We start from the raw sequence: 14,559 nt of genomic DNA on the forward strand, positions 1-14,559 counted from the left end.
GTTCGGCGTCCGCCGCCAGTTCGAGAAGTGCGTCGTTCAGTCCACGAGTGATGTAGACCACACGCACCTCTTCGTGTCGTATTTAAATAATACCGTCGCCCGGTACCCCTCTCAGGGATCCCACAACGAGTTGCTGTGCATCTCGTTCACGTCCTCGGACAATAATATTCACCCGACATCCTCACAGATTGTTTCAATAATCTATGGGGAAATTTAATATATCTCTGGACAAAGGGTATTTTCATGGTAAAAGACGATCTTACCACGTATCTGGCGGAAAGACCACGAATGATCGGTGTCCTATTCGCGATGATGTTGCTACTCACGCAAGCAGGAAACACGGCAGCTTCCACGTACGCTGTCGGTCCGATCGGTCCGTAAAACGACTCAAATCGATTCTACGTCGATCGAGTAACTCAACGTGAACTGTCCATTGACATGAACGGGGACGTTTTCGATGCGGAGGTTCTCCTCGAGTTCGCTCTTCGTAAGCGTACTGGACGGTAGCGTACCCGATGCGAGATACATCCGATTTCGTTCCGAGAGACGCGGCGTAACTAGACCACCGATACCACCGCGGTTGGTGATATACGTGACCGGGGTTAGCTCGAACGAGTCGCCGTTGGATTCGATTACGAGAACCACTGCAACGTTACTTTCCGTCTGAACGACGTTGATAGTTCCATCTCCGACGATGGTGTACTGGCCACCGATGATACTCTGATCTCGGGCGATATTCAGCGCCGCCGACAGCTGGAACCCCGAGTTCAACAACTGCGCCATTGCCTTTCCGATACGAACCGCCCCGCTGTTTATCACGTCGCTCATCGTGACGACACCACCGATGGCACCCGCTTCGATGAGCGCCATCCCTTGTTCGTACGACTGGCAGGCGTTTAGCAGAAACGCTTCCACATCGACGGAATCGAGTTCCATGGCGTCGAGCATCCCATCGATACATTTGAACCCGTTCTCGTCGATGTGACCGATGTAGTGGAGGAACTGTGCCTCGGATTCGAGGACGGTACGGAGTTCCTCCGTGGTCAACTCGTACCGAACGGTCACGTCGAACGGTAGGTCCCGTCCCGACCCGTACACCTCGTCCGCGAGGTCCCGCTCTTCGTTCATCTCGATATCGTTACAGACGACCGTGATGTCGATCGCCCCGTCCTTGGCCGAACGTTCGAGCCGGTTTCGAAACGCGGTCACCGTCGCCTTGCTCGCGCCGAGCGGTGCATCGTCGCCGACCCACACTTCTTCGAGCGAGTCCGACGGTTCGGGTTCGACGAACGAACGTGGGTTGGCAGCCGGTTCGGACAGACTTCTCGTCTTCCCGCGAACGAACTGCTCGACTGCGGGTACCTGTATCGAGGATGCGGACACCTCCTTCGCATGTGGCGTCCGTATGACCGCGAGGTCGTTGACGAGGAACGGGAGCATCTCCACGTTATCTGACATCGGCGAGACGTGGGTCGTCAACTGCCAGTCCGGAACGAACTCCTCTACTAGACTGTACGGAACCGAGAGATACGCCTCCAAGCGCTTTGCCGACGGAGTATCGTACAGCGTTTCGAAGTCCAAATCGACCATCGATTCGACTTCTTGACGTTCGTATAAATCGACCGGATACAACCCCTCGGTACGGGTGATACAGTCGAAGAGGAACGTCTGTTTCAGTATCCGTTCTACCTCCTTTTCGAAGCCGAGGGGCGTGTCGAGCGACTGTTCGAATTCGTCCGTGACGATTCGTGGCGTGTTTCCAGGTACGAGCTTCGCCCCGAGATAGTATGCAAGTGGCGCGACGGGGAAAATCGAGCCGTACTCGGGCGGAACCTCGATGGTGATGCCCGTCTCCGGCGGTTTCAACCCGTCCGGAACGTGGAGTTCCTCGCCGAGTTCGACCACCGGAGGATGGCCCCGAAGGGTTGGAAACGACCGTTCGGGACTGGTCGTCTTCAGCGCCGCCCCGAACGTCGAAATCGCTGCCATCATGTCTTCCGGGTCCGTCGTCGTCGTCACCGTTCCCGCCGGACGTCGGTGAAGCGACCGCCCGCCGATGATCACGTCCACTACCGAGTCGAAATCGATAGTCACGTCCTCGAACGAAGCGCTGATACTGACTGTCCCTTCGACGTGCAAGTATAGTTTGATCGGCGGGCAGAGTTCGATGGTGTACGTCCCGCTCGGGAGTTCCTCGTGTTGAATCCCTTCGATACTCGTCAACATCTCACCGGACGCATCGCGAACGTAGACCGCTGTCGGGATTGGAAGGCGGAGTCCGGAAGTCCGAACGCGAACTGCGCGGTCGACCGGAAAACAAAACGAGTCGGTGTCGACCGCAACGGGGTGAACCGCATCGAACGTATGGAGGGAAAACGTGCACCGCTCGATTGGGTCCTGTATTACGATTCCGTCTGCGTGGGAATCGAACGAGATTGTCACCGGATTACCTCCGTCTCTGGAGGGGTTTGATTCCGGCTCTCGAGGCACATACGTCGTAGATATCAATCGAATGTTAAAAAACTATCGGCAGTTTGTAATTCTTACGGTATCACATCGATACGAACCCACGAACGGTCTCCACCAGCAAGGAGGGATACCGACGACGGGACCCGTCCAGCGCATCGGCGAGCGTTACCGGCGCGTCGTCGAAGACGCCAGGACCGTGTCCAACGAGGATACGTTTCGGTGTCAACCCTCGCAGTTCGTCCGGCGGGAAGAGTCGGATTATCGGGTGGACTCCCAACCGCTCGTGGCCGGTTCGGAAGTAGTCCGCAGTGCCGACGGATTCGGGGACGACGAGTGTCCCACCCGTTTCGTCGTACAGTGCGGCCTCCTGCCACGCCGGATTGTCGAACAGCTTCAGCACCCGTAGTCCCGTATCGGCGAGCGTCGTTCCGAACCGACGGACGGGAACTCCGCTGACGCTCCGGCGAACCCACGTGGGTAAGTACAGCGGCACGTCGTGTCGCTGGGCGACAGCCTCGGCATCACGCATGTGGCGGTCGAGGAGGACGACCACACCGGCGACCGTGCCGAACTCCGCGAACAACTCGTCTATCGACGAGGCATCGACTGGGTCGATAACCCACACATCACCGTCGATGGACAGCGCGTGACTCGCCCGCTCCATCGTTTCGTCCGGATGTGCCAGCCAACCGACGCCACCGTCCCATCGGTCGATCTCTCGATACGTGTTCGACGCATCCGTCTCTTTCAAGGGCATACCCCGAATACCGTCGGAGAACGCATAAATCGACGGGGGAACAGTTTGTATGCGGACGGTCCGTCGGCGGCGTACGTGCTCGGGACTGGACTGGTTGGCACTCGAAGTGGAATCTCGACTGGCAAGGACGGACGATTCGGGCGAAAATGAGGGACCGGGTGTGTCACGTCGAACCCGTCGATACAGGTTCGAATTCGGGATCCTGACGGCCACTACGTGACGGTGTCGTCGAGCGACTCGATGTAGTCGGCGACCGGTTCGGCGTCGTTCCAGACGTGCTCGAACAGCCTCGTTCCTCGCCGATGTGCCCGTTCGGAGTCGGCGATGAGTTCCGCCCCTGCGTCGTAGGACCCATCGAGCAGCGGAAGTGAGAGCAACAGGCTGTCGTCAGTCACCGTCAAGGCGAACGAGACGTTCGCCACTCGGACCTCCAACTCGTCGTTCATCGGGATCGACGGTTCTTCGAGGAGGGAGTTGAGGACGTTCGTCCCCAGAATCAGTCGCGATTTTCCGTTGTGGTCGAGGCCATCGAGGAGGGCGTCCGAAAATCGTTCGTTGAAGATGGGTGCGATGACCGACGCGGATGTCATGGTTTCGAGTCGGCGTTCGATCTCCCGTACTGCTCGTGACGGGTGGGTGTCGGTCGCTCGGACGACGGTAGCGTCGACGAGGTCGGCGATACGAAACACGTCGGTGGAGGGGAGCGCGGCGGTGTCGTGTCGCTGCCAGTAGTCGGCGTCGATCGCGAGTGCTTGTTCAGTTTCCCGTTGTTCACGGACGAGGTCACAGACGACCGACCCGGTTCCCGTCGGTGCCCAGCGCTTCGCCCGGGGGGAGTAGATCAATCCACGATTTTCCAACTCGGTGAGCGCGTTGTACACGGCGGATTCGCTCGCGAGATTCCGATTCAGCAGTGCCTGTGTCGTCTCGTCGCCATCGACGATGGCCTGTAACACTGTTGTCCGTGCCCCGGAGCGAAGCACGTACTTGATGAGGGACTGGTGTTGTTCTATGGCGGCAGGTGTCAGTACATCGGAGCGATTCTTTTCACTATCGCTCTCAACCAGCCAGCTATCAGATTCCAGATGAATAGGTATTTTCTACGGGTAGCTCAAATTTGTGGTCTCTAGAATGGAATTTTTATATACTGTCACTGTATTTTTACCGCTTGGGCCACCCTGAGGTCCTCGTTGACGCAATCCGGGCAGTGGTTTTCTACTGTCTACCTCCATCGGCGCGGGCGTTTCTCAGAGTTCGCTCGTATCGATTTCGATGTCGGGCGGTGAGATGATGAGAAACTTCCGGAAATGCACCAAATTCCCGCCGCCTTTTTTCACGGCCGGTGCGAGATCGGCCGCCAACTCGGTCAAGTCGCCGTCGATGGCGAGGACGAGCGTGTGTCCCCGCTCTATCGCCTCGACTCGTTCCCCGACGGCGGTCGTTCCGTCGAGGACGCCGAGGATGACACGGGCATCCCCGTCGAAGTCGATATCCTGTTCGGCCGCCTGAAGGTCCAAATCGAACCCGGAATCGTTCATGGCGGTATCTCTCATCGCCCCGAGAAAAATCCTTGCCTTGGTGTGTCAATCAGTTTTCGTACTCCCGCTTGAACCCGCGGAACTCCGTCCGGTGGGCCTCCTCGTCGGCGAGGATAGTGACTCCGAGGTCCTCGGTAACGGGGTCGTCCGCGTCCGTCGCTGCCGATATGACCGACCGATAGGTCTCGATGGCGTCCTCTTCGGCTTCGAGAACCCCTTCGATGACCGAGAGCACGTCGGTGCTGTCCTCCGGCGGTTGCAGTCCTTCCTGTCGCGCCTCGAAGTCGTAGGATGCGGGTGGTCGTTCGTCCAACTGCTTGAGTCGCTGCCCGATCCGCTCTGCGTGACCCAACTCCTCCTGGATGTCTTCTTCGAGGCTTTCACGCACCTCTTCGGCGCTCACTCCTTCGAGGACGATGGAGTTCGTGAGGTAGTTCATCACGGTTTCGATTTCGTCGCTGTACGCCTTTTTGAGTAGGTCCGTTACTTCCTCGCTCGTCATCGTCCGACGATATGACGCCAACCCTCCTTACGATTGTGGCGGATCACCCGGATGCGTTCGGAACCGTCCGCTACCGCCTGGCAATCGTTGCCTCGCGCACAACGGTTATATATCTGTGTCACACATACACATGCTAACGATGAAACGGCAAGTCAATGTCTCGCACACCACTGCGAGCGACACTGTTGTCGGCCCGATTCTCATCGTAGGGGTCTGATTCCCCTACCTACTCACACCAGAAAACGACTGAATCGACACGAAACTGAGCCGACAGTGCATCGTGGCAAGCTAAACCACCACATAGAGACGACGTGACCAACGCACACAAACAATGACCGACGACAACCAACAGCGAGAACCGACGACGGATGGCGGACGATCGAATCGAGAGAAACGAACGATGGCGGAGATCAGCCACACACCGCCATACGAAGCACCTGACGCGAGCCGCGTGTTCGAGCGCGGTGGCGAACTGCTGACCGAACCGACGGCCGACGCGGACTGACGGGATTTCACCCGTCGACTTCTCCGTATCCTCTCACCATCGAGCGACCGCTCCAAACGACAACTCCGAGCGCTGCTGACGCTTGCCATCTTCGTCTCATCCGAAAAAGAACCGCAAACGGTTTTTCCTCCCTCGCTTCCGGAAACCGACCTCACTTTCGACCGTACCCCCCAGTACGGTTCCGAGACGAACTGCCGGTTCGACTCAGCGGATCGGCTCTCGACCGCCGACGAGTTTCGAGGTGTCCACGAACTCCGCGCGCGCACCGCCCTTCTTCACTTCAGTCGCGGTCATACATTCGAGACAGCCGAAGACCTCGTTCTCGTTGTTGCCAAACACGCGTGCGAAATCGCGTGTCACGAAGGAACCGCAGCTTCGGCATCGGTTTTCGGCGACTGTGTCACTGCCACTTGCAATCTGGCTGTTTGTCGTTGTCATGCTAAGCCTCGTCGGTACGACTAACACCAGTGTGGGTACTTTGTTATCCGGTGGCTGTCGGGGAGAAACCAACCACTATCGAACGGAAAGACAACTCTACGATTCCGGTAACGACCCCTTACTCGGCGGATGAGTCGGTTTCCAGTCGGAATCGGGCGAATGACACCGTCCCCAAAATCTCTCCCGGCCTATGCTTTAATGAACGTCGGGGCGGTATGGGACACTGATGCCCAAGATAACACTCGACGAGGAGACCGTCTCACGGCTCGACAGCCTGCGTGTCGAAGACGAATCCTACGACGAAATCATCACCGAACTCGTCAACATCTACGAGGCAGAGGAACTGACGCTCTTCCACGGCGGCGACTATTCGAGCGACTAGTCGCTCCGCACCTCGGAACGAGTCAACACCGTCTCTCCAGCGCGCACACATTGTCCCTTTCTTACTTCGATGTCCGTCACGTCGACCGATGGTGGCAGGAGTACGTCAGCCCGACTGCCGAACGCGATGTGACCCAACCGTTCCCCGCGTTCCAGTTCGTCGCCCGATTCGACGTACGGATGAATCCGCCGCGCGAACGCGCCCGCGATGAGCGTCACGTCGTAGGACGGAAACCCGATGTGGACCTTTTCGTTGTTGTCCGAATCCTTGCTGAACGCCGGACGGTGTTTCCCGGGTTCGTGTTCGACCGACTCGACGCGTCCGCCGACCGGTGCGCGGTTGACGTGAACGTCCGTGACGTTCATGAACACGCCGACGCGAACGCGGTCTCCCTCCTCCCGAATCACGGAGACGCGCCCGTCCGCGGGCGAGAGGATTCCCTCCACTGGCGGGTTCCGCTCCGGGTCGCGGAAGAAGTGCAGGATTGCACCTCCCGTCGCCAGCGCGAGCAGCGTCCCAACGGGTGAGAGGAATCCCAGCGGTCCGGCCAACAACAGCGGCGGCGCGGCGTATCGCCACGCGTCCGGAACGATCTTCATCGGTTCGACCCCCCGTGTGACCCGCCCATCAGTCCTGAACCGCGGTCCTGACGCGCGCCCACTTCCCCTTCGATTCGAGGCGGTCCTGTAGTTCGTCGGCGTACTGCTGTGCTAACGCCTCGGCCGCCGAGAGTCGGTCCTGGTCCACGCCGGAGTCGCCGCCACCCAATCCGAGCGCGCTTTTGACCGAGCTAAACACGCCTTTACTATCCTTTTTCGATGATTTGCCCGACATCGAGTTCATCTGCGACTGGATGTTGTCCATCTCGGGCATCACCTGCTCGACCTTGCTCGTGTCCGCCACGAGTTTCGCCCGCTCGTCGTCCTCGGGGTGTTCGATCTCGAATTCCACGGCCGTCATCACCAGTCCCCACTCCTGCCGTGAAAACTGGGAGTTCGTCACTTCCTCCATGAACTCCCTATCGACAGCCATCCTGTCCCCCACGATCATGTCCGTCCACCGTTGTCCGCTCATACCCCACATTGATGTGGCACGAGACTTGGTGTTTTCGTCTACACTTGCGGAAAACAAGCGGTGAAGCTGCAACCGTGGTGTCGAAAATCCCGCAGTAGGTGGTTCCTACGGCGGGCGAAAGAGGGTGTAATCACTCCTTTCCGGGGAGAATATCGCCGAAATCAAAAACCGCGGGAGGGAGATGATAGCGGTCAGTCGTACGGGTAGCGCGTCTGGTTGCCACAGTCGCAGGTAACCACGACGTGGCCGCCCTGTAGTCTGACGCGCGCGTTCTTTCCGGGGCGGAGGTAGGCGTCGCAGGCATCGCAGGTGAATCGCTTGAACTGTCTCGGGAGGGACAACCGCTGGCGTTCGGCGATTCGTCTGGCGAGGCGGACGTATTCGCGCGCTCGGTCGTCGTTACACTCTGCGGTGGCGTCCCGTGCAAGTACGGTGAGACGCTCTATTCGCTCTTGAGCTACTGTCATTCGGAATGGGGGGGGTGGGGGGTTTCCGGGGCGAGACAGGACAAGGATAGAAATCGTTCCTGTATTGCCCCATGCGAGTCATGCTCGTACGGGAACAAATACTTTGCGGTCGGTCAATGACTCCTTTCCGAAAGGAGTAATGGGTCACTGTGCCATCTCCCCCGCAGTGCGCGTACTCAACTACCTCGAACTCGAATCCGAGTTAGCCCGTAGCGGCATCGGAACCTCCACAAAGCAGCAACGCAAGGCGCTCGCGGGGACGAACGTGGATGTCGTCACGTCGCCGTGGAACGGAAAAACGCCCCTCCATGCACTCCCATCGGGAGCGGTAGGGAGTGGTTTCTTCACCGATTTCGACCTCGCTCACTGCAACGTCATCGGCCCGGGGTCGATCGCCGTCGCACGTCACGCCAAGCGCAACGACATCCCGCTCGTCCTCCACGCGCACGTCACGAGCGAGGACTTCGCCGAGAGCTTTCGCGGATCGAGCATCGCCGCGCGCCCCCTCGGTCGCTATCTGAAGTGGTTCTATTCGCAGGCCGACCTCGTGCTCTGTCCGAGCGAATACACGAAATCCGTCCTCGAACGGTATCCCGTCGATGCGCCGATTCAGCCGATTTCGAACGGTGTTGACGCCGAATCGCTGGAGGGATTCCAGTCGTTCCGCGACGAGTACCGCGCGCGCTACGACCTGGACGGGATGGTGGTCTTCGCGCTCGGCAACGTCTTCGAGCGCAAGGGTCTCACGACGTTCTGCCGAGTGGCACAACAGACGGCGTTCGACTTCGTGTGGTTCGGAACCGTGGACGACGGCCCGCACGCCAGTTCGACGGTCAAGCGCTGGACCGAAAACCCGCCGGACAACGTCACGTTCTCGGGGTGGGTGGAGGACAAACGCGGTGCGTTCGCGGCGGGCGACGTGTTCTGCTTCCCGGCGAAGGTCGAAAATCAGGGAATCGTCGTCCTCGAAGCGATGGCCTGTGGCAAGGCCGTCGTCCTCCGGGACATCCCCGTCTTCGACGAGTTCTTCACGCACGGTGTGGATTGCCTGAAATGCGAGACGGAGACGGAGTTCCGCCGCGCGCTCGAACTGCTCCACCGCGACCCGGAACTACGGGACCGTCTCGGGGAGAACGCCCGTGAAACCGCGGCCGAGCACAGTTTGGAGCGGGTCGGCGAGGAACTTGTCGAGACGTATTCAAAACTGGTCTGAAGTCACAAGTCCTTAACACCCCGTCCTCCAATTCCCGACTAATGAGCCGATGGGTCGCCGCCTTCACGGACACATATCTACCGACCATCAACGGCGTCACCTACACGATACGGACGTGGCGCGACTTCTGGGAGAAGAACGGCGGTCGAATGGACGTCGTGTATCCCCAATCCGACGGCTACACGCCGGAGCAAGGCGAACACCCCATCGGAAGCCTGCCGTTCCCGTTTTACGAAGGGTATCGACTCGGAACGCCCCGCATCCCGAAGGCCGTCCTCGACGCCGAAATCGTTCACGCGCACACGCCCTTCGCCATCGGCGTCGGCGGCCTTCGACTCGCCCGAAAACACGATCGGCCATTCGTGACTTCGTATCACACACCGACCGGCGAGTACGCGGATTACCTCGTCCCGAACGACTCCGTCGCGGGTTACGTCGAACGGGCCGCAGGGGCGTACGAACGGTGGTTCTTCGGGCGCTCCGATGCGGTACTCACACCGAGCGAGGCGACCAAGCGACACGTCGTCGAGACGGTCGGCGTCGATGCGCCGGTTCACGTCGTTCCGAACGGCGTGGACATCGAGCGGTTTCATCCGGTCGAAACCGGTGCGTTCGTCCGGAAGTACGATCTCGACGTCGACACGCCGATCATCGGCTACACCGGTCGCCACGGCTACGAAAAGCGCCTCTCGGAAGTCATCGAGGCGGCCGACGGGATGGACATCACCCTCCTCTTCGGCGGCGACGGTCCCGCCCGAAAGTCGCTCGAAAAGCAGGCGGCCGACTGTGACGCGGACGTTCGGTTCCTCGGCTTTCTCGAACGCGACGAAATGGCGGCGTTTTACACCGCCCTCGACGTGTTCGCGTTTCCGAGTCCGGTCGAAACGCAGGGGTTGGTCGCACTCGAAGCGAACGCCTGTGGAACTCCTGTCGTCGGTGCGAACGCGGGCGCGTTGTCGAACACCGTCGTCGCGGGAGAAACAGGGTATCACTTCGAGAGCGGCGACATCGAGGGAATCCGTGCCGCGATTCGCCGCGCGCTGGCGGAACACGACGAACTTCGGGAAACGTGTCTCGCCCGGAGAAATCAGGTCAGCGTCGAACGGGCCGTCGAGCAGTTGGCGGCCGTGTACGAGAACGTCCGTTAGAGTTCGACGCGCTCGACGATGTGGTCGCTTCCTTCGCGGACGTTCAGGGCGACGATACGGATGTCGTCTTCGAGTCCGGAGCCGTGGAGTTTCGCCTTCAGCAGGTTATCGACCTGATACACACCCGCGGCGTTCAGCATCTCGATTTCCACGAGGACGGGGACGGTGTCCCCTTGCCGGAGCGTGACCTTCTTGATGGCCTGACTGGAGACGGTGTTGATACCGCGTCCACCTTTCTCGTACGGGATGCGCGAACGACCGTGTTCCATATCGAGCGCGTCCGAAACGCGGATGACGCCCGCTTCGGTCGTGAGCGGGTCTTCTTCCGTGTGGTGACAGAGGATTGCGTGGAGGATTTCGCCCTTCATCCGCACCGTGTTTTCGACGTCGTAGAAGTTCGGCAGAACCCGGTCGAGGAGGTCGGCCGCGAGCGGAATCGAGTAGTAGGAGTGATCGTCGCGGTGGACGATGTGACCGATGTCGTGGAGCGTCGACGCGAAGGCGATGATGACGCTCTCGTCGGACTCGTCCAGTCCCTCGTCGGCCGCGCCGTTGAACTCGACGTTGCCGCGTTTCAGGAGGTCATAGAGGAGGAGCGCACGATTGCGAACGATCTCGATGTGTTTTCGGCCGTGGTCGTTGTATCCCTTGCGCGTAACCGCGTTGACGTTCTGGGCGTCGAGATACGCTTGAATCTCCTCGTCGTTCGCGATGAATTCGAGCACCTCGTTCAGCTTTTCGTCGGGGAAGGCGTGTTCGGCATCCGGGTCGTAGGCATGCCGCCCGTCATCGATTTCACTTTCGGCTGGTTCCGTATCCATGCCGACCCTATTCTCGTTCTGGAGGGAAAAGCTCTCGGGGAGCGTTTCTGATTATTTTTCACACGCTCGCAATACCACCCCGTCAGCGTTCCGTCAGCGGTTTTCGTCCATCCACGTGTAGCGTCCGAACCTCTCGGCTACGTCTGCGGTCCGACTGCCAATGGCTAAGTACACCGTCAGGGCGGATTACTGGCAGGCAACCGATGTCATCGTTCTGTGAGATGACGACGGGAGAGAAACGACGAGTGGGATGTATTCGAGCAACGAAGGCGATTCGTGGCGTCGTGGTCTCGACCCTGAGAAGAGCAAAAAGCCTATAGTTGGCAATGGGTAAGAAACTGGTAGAGGATGTTCGAAATGATACCACTATTCGGGCCGATTCCCGGCGGAGCAGAACTCGTCGTGATTCTGCTCATCGCGGTTCTCCTGTTCGGTGCAAACAAGATTCCGGAACTCGCACGCTCCACGGGAGAGGCGATGGGTGAGTTCAAGAAAGGTCGTGAAGAAGTCGAGCAGGAACTCCAAGACATGCAGAGCTCCGGCACGTCCAGTCCTGCACAGGAAGTCGAGAGCGAACCCGTTTCCCCCACGGAAACCGAGACGGAGATGGAGACGGAGACGGAAACCAGCACCAACACGAAAACCGAAACCGACTCGTAGACGTTTTTCTTCGAAATTATATGAGGGCGTGTGGCCTAGCGGATAGGGCGAGAGGTTCCTAACCTCTCGACCGCGGGTTCGAATCCCGCCACGCCCGTTGACTACGCTTCGCTTCGTCAACGCGCGTGGCTTACTCCCCCTCGCTCGTTCCTCGCTCGCGGGAGTCCCGCCACGCGCGTTCTTGTGGCGAACGACAGTAAGCCACAAGAACGTGCTAGGGATTCGAATCCTACGAGTCACAGCCCGGAACGGAGCGACTACGAGGCGCGAAGCGCCTCGATGCGAACGGCAATGCCGTGAGCAAAGCGCCGCGCGGCCGGAACGTCCCGTTTCACTCGCTCCCGCCACGCCCGGACTGTCTTTTCGACATACGCTCCCGCGGCGTCCGTATCGCGAACGAAGTGAGCAAATCGGCACCGAACCATACGGATCGTGTGTAATCTTCGTAAAATCTCGAAGTCATGATGAAAGATTTATTGCTCGGCAACGGTGAGCGAGAAACGCGGCGTCTTCCGATGCCGCTCAAACAGCCAAGTCAGGCAAGACCGAGCCGTCATGGACCGGTTCTCTTCTTCCCGTTCGTGACGGTCTCGGTTCTCTCTCCCTTCCGAAGGGCGGTCGGAACGACGACCGAACGTTATGTGGTTTCGTGGTGAAGGTTCCTCGATGGGTCTCCTCGACGCGGTCAGACGACTCTTCACGATAGAGGGCGACGAGTATCGATGTGGCTACTGCGGTAGCACGTTCCGGTATTCGACGGCGCTGGCCGAGCTTCCCGATCTGAACTGCCCGTACTGCGGTTCGACCGATATCGAGCGAGTGGGGGAGTCGAACGGCGGTTGACTCGGAGGATGATCGGTCGTCTAGTCGTTCGATTTCGATGCAAATCACACCAAACCTTGATAGCTCCGGTGGCCGAACTTCCTCTACCGTGTTCGAGTCAGACGAAGCGTTCGTCGCCGCCCTCCAATCGAAACTCGGGTCGGCACTGTTGGTGGTCGCCGATGCGCGACCCGACGGGTACGAACTCCTGTTCGCCCGTGGCGACATCGATGGACGATTCCGACCCGACGATTTCGAGCGACTTCACGACGAGTCACTGCTCCGAACCGAGGCACGCGAGGACGCCGAAAACGTGTTCCGCACTGGCGCGCTGGATTTCGCCCTCTACACGTTCGACGAAGCGGTCGTCGTCCATTTCCCGGACGAGGACGGAGCGCTGTTCGTCGCGCTCAGCGACAGCGATGTCCCGCTGCTTCCGACGATCGAACTGTGTGCAGAGTGGGTCGGGACGAACGCGTAGCGAATGTCACGGCGGCGTGATGACCGCTCGGCCCTCTATTTCTCCGTGTTCGAGTTTTTCCGCGACGGTGTTGATGTCGCCGAGATCGTAGCGGGAGGTTCGGAGGGAGACGTCGCCGCGTTCGACTAGCGTGACGAGTTCTTGGAGTTCGGTGTAGCGGCCGACGAGCGTGCCGCGGTAGGAGAACTCGCCGTTCACGAGCGATTGGGAGGGTTCGTGGATGTGGCCGCCGTAGCCGACGATGTGATGATCGCCGCCGGGGGCGACGATATCCGGGGCGTAGGCGGTCGTTTCGTCCCGCCCGACGAAGTCGATGACCTGCTCGGCACCCGCGCCGTCGGTGATGTCCCCGATGACCGTCGCTACGTCCTCGGTCGTCGGATCGACCGTGTGGTGTGCGCCGAGGCTGTCGGCCAGATCACGGGCCTCCTCCTTCACGTCGAGCGCCGTGATTTCGGCGGCGCTCATCGCGTCGAGACACTGGAGGCCGATGTGCCCGAGTCCGCCGACCCCGATGACGACGGCGTGGTCGCCGGGGTTCAACACTCGGGTCGCTTTCTTGACCGCGTGGTAGGCCGTGATTCCGGCGTCGGCGTGGGGAGCGATCTCTACGGGGTCGACGCCGTCGGGGAGCGGGATGACCGAGCGCTCGCTGGTGAGCAAATATTCGGCGAACCCGCCGTCCGTCGTCAGTCCGGGGAACTGGACGTTTTCACAGTACATGTCCTCGCCGAGACGGCACTGGCGGCACTGTCCGCAGGTCATCACGGGGTGACAGATGACCGTATCACCGACGCTCACCGTTTTCACCTCGTCGCCGACTTCGACGATTTCCCCGGCGTTCTCGTGGCCGAGGGTCATCGGGAGGGTCTGTTCGACGTAGTCCGTCCACAACCCCTCGATGATGTGGTTGTCCGTCTGGCACCATCCGGCCCCTTGTACTTCGACGACGACGTGGTCCGACTGTTCGGGTTCCGGCCTGTCGATTTCATCGATGCTGAGGCCGTTTTCCATGTCGTCGGTGTACGCGTGCAGGCGTGCGGCTTCCATGACGTCTAAACCACTCCTGCTTCAGTCATAAATATTCGTGAACGAGTCGCCGGGCATATGATTTGGGGCACACATATTGCATGATTATAAGTGAAGATTATGTGAGTTCGGCCCATTACTTAGATGGACATGTACAGAGGAACTGGGGACGGTCGATGGGAGAACGAGGAGGACGTATTCGTCATCGACTCGCACATCCACTTTTGGGATGCGAGCGAGGAGAACATCATCC

The 14,559-nt window shown here is 59.6% G+C and carries 20 protein-coding genes and 1 tRNA gene; 10 read left to right on the forward strand and 11 right to left on the reverse strand.

All coding sequences use genetic code 11. The features are described from left to right. Both WBV42_RS15260 and WBV42_RS15265 read left to right on the forward strand, forming a co-directional pair. On the forward strand, nucleotides 1-217 hold a 217-nt coding region (locus WBV42_RS15260; protein WP_423986783.1), incomplete at its 5' end, for a hypothetical protein. Between the two features lie 26 nt (nucleotides 218-243). After that, entirely contained in the window at nucleotides 244-381 is a 138-nt protein-coding gene (locus WBV42_RS15265) for a DUF7503 family protein (protein ID WP_423986784.1), read from the forward strand. Between the two features lie 6 nt (nucleotides 382-387). On the opposite strand, the gene WBV42_RS15270 is transcribed toward WBV42_RS15265, so the two are convergent. The 5 genes from WBV42_RS15270 to WBV42_RS15290 all read right to left on the reverse strand — a co-directional run bounded on the left by WBV42_RS15270 (nucleotide 388) and on the right by WBV42_RS15290 (nucleotide 5,266). Further along, nucleotides 388-2,226, reverse strand: coding sequence for a hypothetical protein (locus WBV42_RS15270; protein WP_423986785.1), 1,839 nt, complete (start codon nucleotides 2,224-2,226; stop codon nucleotides 388-390). 325 nt (nucleotides 2,227-2,551) lie between these two features. Beyond that, entirely contained in the window at nucleotides 2,552-3,226 is a 675-nt protein-coding gene (locus WBV42_RS15275) for a hypothetical protein (protein ID WP_423986786.1), read from the reverse strand. A 212-nt stretch (nucleotides 3,227-3,438) separates the two neighbouring features. Next, on the reverse strand, nucleotides 3,439-4,209 hold the full coding sequence (locus tag WBV42_RS15280; protein WP_423986787.1) for a helix-turn-helix transcriptional regulator: 771 nt from the start codon (nucleotides 4,207-4,209) through the stop codon (nucleotides 3,439-3,441). A 264-nt stretch (nucleotides 4,210-4,473) separates the two neighbouring features. Next, complete coding sequence (locus WBV42_RS15285) at nucleotides 4,474-4,764, reverse strand: DUF5779 family protein (protein ID WP_423986788.1); 291 nt, start codon at nucleotides 4,762-4,764, stop codon at nucleotides 4,474-4,476. A 49-nt stretch (nucleotides 4,765-4,813) separates the two neighbouring features. Continuing rightward, the gene (locus tag WBV42_RS15290) at nucleotides 4,814-5,266 is read right to left on the reverse strand and encodes a ferritin-like domain-containing protein (RefSeq protein ID WP_253226395.1); all 453 of its coding nucleotides are present in this window, start codon (nucleotides 5,264-5,266) and stop codon (nucleotides 4,814-4,816) included. A gap of 331 nt (nucleotides 5,267-5,597) precedes the next feature. On the opposite strand from WBV42_RS15290, the gene WBV42_RS15295 reads away from it, so the two are divergent. Next, nucleotides 5,598-5,771: a hypothetical protein gene (locus WBV42_RS15295; protein ID WP_423986789.1), complete on the forward strand. Its 174-nt coding sequence runs from the start codon at nucleotides 5,598-5,600 to the stop codon at nucleotides 5,769-5,771. Between the two features lie 204 nt (nucleotides 5,772-5,975). Here WBV42_RS15295 and WBV42_RS15300 read toward each other — a convergent pair whose 3' ends face one another. Continuing rightward, nucleotides 5,976-6,209 (reverse strand): DUF7563 family protein, encoded by a 234-nt coding sequence (locus WBV42_RS15300; protein ID WP_049805629.1) that lies wholly within the window; start codon nucleotides 6,207-6,209, stop codon nucleotides 5,976-5,978. Nucleotides 6,210-6,435: 226 nt separating this feature from the next. Between WBV42_RS15300 and WBV42_RS15305 the strand changes: the two genes are divergently transcribed. After that, nucleotides 6,436-6,591: a DUF7557 family protein gene (locus tag WBV42_RS15305; protein ID WP_190303785.1), complete on the forward strand. Its 156-nt coding sequence runs from the start codon at nucleotides 6,436-6,438 to the stop codon at nucleotides 6,589-6,591. Here the strand turns inward: WBV42_RS15305 and WBV42_RS15310 are convergent. The 3 genes from WBV42_RS15310 to WBV42_RS15320 all read right to left on the reverse strand — a co-directional run bounded on the left by WBV42_RS15310 (nucleotide 6,588) and on the right by WBV42_RS15320 (nucleotide 8,132). Beyond that, entirely contained in the window at nucleotides 6,588-7,190 is a 603-nt protein-coding gene (locus tag WBV42_RS15310) for a protein sorting system archaetidylserine decarboxylase (protein ID WP_423986790.1), read from the reverse strand. The genes WBV42_RS15305 and WBV42_RS15310 overlap by 4 nt on opposite strands. Before the next feature lie 28 nt (nucleotides 7,191-7,218). Further along, nucleotides 7,219-7,665: a DUF5799 family protein gene (locus WBV42_RS15315; protein WP_423986791.1), complete on the reverse strand. Its 447-nt coding sequence runs from the start codon at nucleotides 7,663-7,665 to the stop codon at nucleotides 7,219-7,221. A 191-nt stretch (nucleotides 7,666-7,856) separates the two neighbouring features. After that, nucleotides 7,857-8,132 (reverse strand): ribonuclease P protein component 4, encoded by a 276-nt coding sequence (locus WBV42_RS15320; RefSeq protein WP_253226054.1) that lies wholly within the window; start codon nucleotides 8,130-8,132, stop codon nucleotides 7,857-7,859. Between the two features lie 166 nt (nucleotides 8,133-8,298). Between WBV42_RS15320 and WBV42_RS15325 the strand changes: the two genes are divergently transcribed. Beyond that, nucleotides 8,299-9,345, forward strand: a complete 1,047-nt coding sequence (locus WBV42_RS15325; protein ID WP_423986796.1) for a glycosyltransferase family 4 protein — start codon at nucleotides 8,299-8,301, stop codon at nucleotides 9,343-9,345. Nucleotides 9,346-9,386: 41 nt separating this feature from the next. Beyond that, nucleotides 9,387-10,493, forward strand: coding sequence for a glycosyltransferase (locus tag WBV42_RS15330; protein WP_423986792.1), 1,107 nt, complete (start codon nucleotides 9,387-9,389; stop codon nucleotides 10,491-10,493). On the opposite strand, the gene WBV42_RS15335 is transcribed toward WBV42_RS15330, so the two are convergent. Next, nucleotides 10,490-11,314, reverse strand: coding sequence for an HD domain-containing protein (locus WBV42_RS15335; RefSeq protein ID WP_066145896.1), 825 nt, complete (start codon nucleotides 11,312-11,314; stop codon nucleotides 10,490-10,492). The genes WBV42_RS15330 and WBV42_RS15335 overlap by 4 nt on opposite strands. A 357-nt stretch (nucleotides 11,315-11,671) precedes the next feature. On the opposite strand from WBV42_RS15335, the gene WBV42_RS15340 reads away from it, so the two are divergent. From WBV42_RS15340 to WBV42_RS15355, 4 genes are all read left to right on the forward strand, one after another. Further along, nucleotides 11,672-11,974, forward strand: coding sequence for a twin-arginine translocase TatA/TatE family subunit (locus WBV42_RS15340; RefSeq protein WP_394337463.1), 303 nt, complete (start codon nucleotides 11,672-11,674; stop codon nucleotides 11,972-11,974). Between the two features lie 24 nt (nucleotides 11,975-11,998). After that, nucleotides 11,999-12,071, forward strand: a tRNA-Arg gene (locus WBV42_RS15345). A gap of 569 nt (nucleotides 12,072-12,640) precedes the next feature. Continuing rightward, on the forward strand, nucleotides 12,641-12,817 hold the full coding sequence (locus WBV42_RS15350; RefSeq protein ID WP_423986793.1) for a zinc ribbon domain-containing protein: 177 nt from the start codon (nucleotides 12,641-12,643) through the stop codon (nucleotides 12,815-12,817). Nucleotides 12,818-12,905: 88 nt separating this feature from the next. After that, nucleotides 12,906-13,277, forward strand: coding sequence for a hypothetical protein (locus tag WBV42_RS15355; RefSeq protein WP_423986794.1), 372 nt, complete (start codon nucleotides 12,906-12,908; stop codon nucleotides 13,275-13,277). A gap of 6 nt (nucleotides 13,278-13,283) precedes the next feature. Here the strand turns inward: WBV42_RS15355 and WBV42_RS15360 are convergent, their stop codons facing one another. Continuing rightward, nucleotides 13,284-14,327, reverse strand: a complete 1,044-nt coding sequence (locus WBV42_RS15360) for an NAD(P)-dependent alcohol dehydrogenase (RefSeq protein ID WP_423986795.1) — start codon at nucleotides 14,325-14,327, stop codon at nucleotides 13,284-13,286. Nucleotides 14,328-14,559 lie beyond the last annotated feature (232 nt).

The sequence above is a fragment of the Haladaptatus sp. genome, from assembly GCF_049589095.1.
Taxonomy (GTDB): domain Archaea; phylum Halobacteriota; class Halobacteria; order Halobacteriales; family Haladaptataceae; genus Haladaptatus.

Coding starts and splice junctions, on each gene's coding strand:
- WBV42_RS15265 (WP_423986784.1), top strand. CDS start 244: ATGGTAAAAGACGATCTTACCACGTATCTGGCGGAAAGACCACGAATG.
- WBV42_RS15270 (WP_423986785.1), bottom strand. CDS start 2,226: ATGTTGACGAGTATCGAAGGGATTCAACACGAGGAACTCCCGAGCGGG.
- WBV42_RS15275 (WP_423986786.1), bottom strand. CDS start 3,226: ATGCCCTTGAAAGAGACGGATGCGTCGAACACGTATCGAGAGATCGAC.
- WBV42_RS15285 (WP_423986788.1), bottom strand. CDS start 4,764: ATGAACGATTCCGGGTTCGATTTGGACCTTCAGGCGGCCGAACAGGAT.
- WBV42_RS15290 (WP_253226395.1), bottom strand. CDS start 5,266: ATGACGAGCGAGGAAGTAACGGACCTACTCAAAAAGGCGTACAGCGAC.
- WBV42_RS15295 (WP_423986789.1), top strand. CDS start 5,598: ATGACCGACGACAACCAACAGCGAGAACCGACGACGGATGGCGGACGA.
- WBV42_RS15300 (WP_049805629.1), bottom strand. CDS start 6,209: ATGACAACGACAAACAGCCAGATTGCAAGTGGCAGTGACACAGTCGCC.
- WBV42_RS15305 (WP_190303785.1), top strand. CDS start 6,436: ATGCCCAAGATAACACTCGACGAGGAGACCGTCTCACGGCTCGACAGC.
- WBV42_RS15310 (WP_423986790.1), bottom strand. CDS start 7,190: ATGAAGATCGTTCCGGACGCGTGGCGATACGCCGCGCCGCCGCTGTTG.
- WBV42_RS15315 (WP_423986791.1), bottom strand. CDS start 7,665: ATGAGCGGACAACGGTGGACGGACATGATCGTGGGGGACAGGATGGCT.
- WBV42_RS15320 (WP_253226054.1), bottom strand. CDS start 8,132: ATGACAGTAGCTCAAGAGCGAATAGAGCGTCTCACCGTACTTGCACGG.
- WBV42_RS15330 (WP_423986792.1), top strand. CDS start 9,387: ATGAGCCGATGGGTCGCCGCCTTCACGGACACATATCTACCGACCATC.
- WBV42_RS15335 (WP_066145896.1), bottom strand. CDS start 11,314: ATGGATACGGAACCAGCCGAAAGTGAAATCGATGACGGGCGGCATGCC.
- WBV42_RS15340 (WP_394337463.1), top strand. CDS start 11,672: ATGATACCACTATTCGGGCCGATTCCCGGCGGAGCAGAACTCGTCGTG.
- WBV42_RS15350 (WP_423986793.1), top strand. CDS start 12,641: ATGGGTCTCCTCGACGCGGTCAGACGACTCTTCACGATAGAGGGCGAC.
- WBV42_RS15360 (WP_423986795.1), bottom strand. CDS start 14,327: ATGGAAGCCGCACGCCTGCACGCGTACACCGACGACATGGAAAACGGC.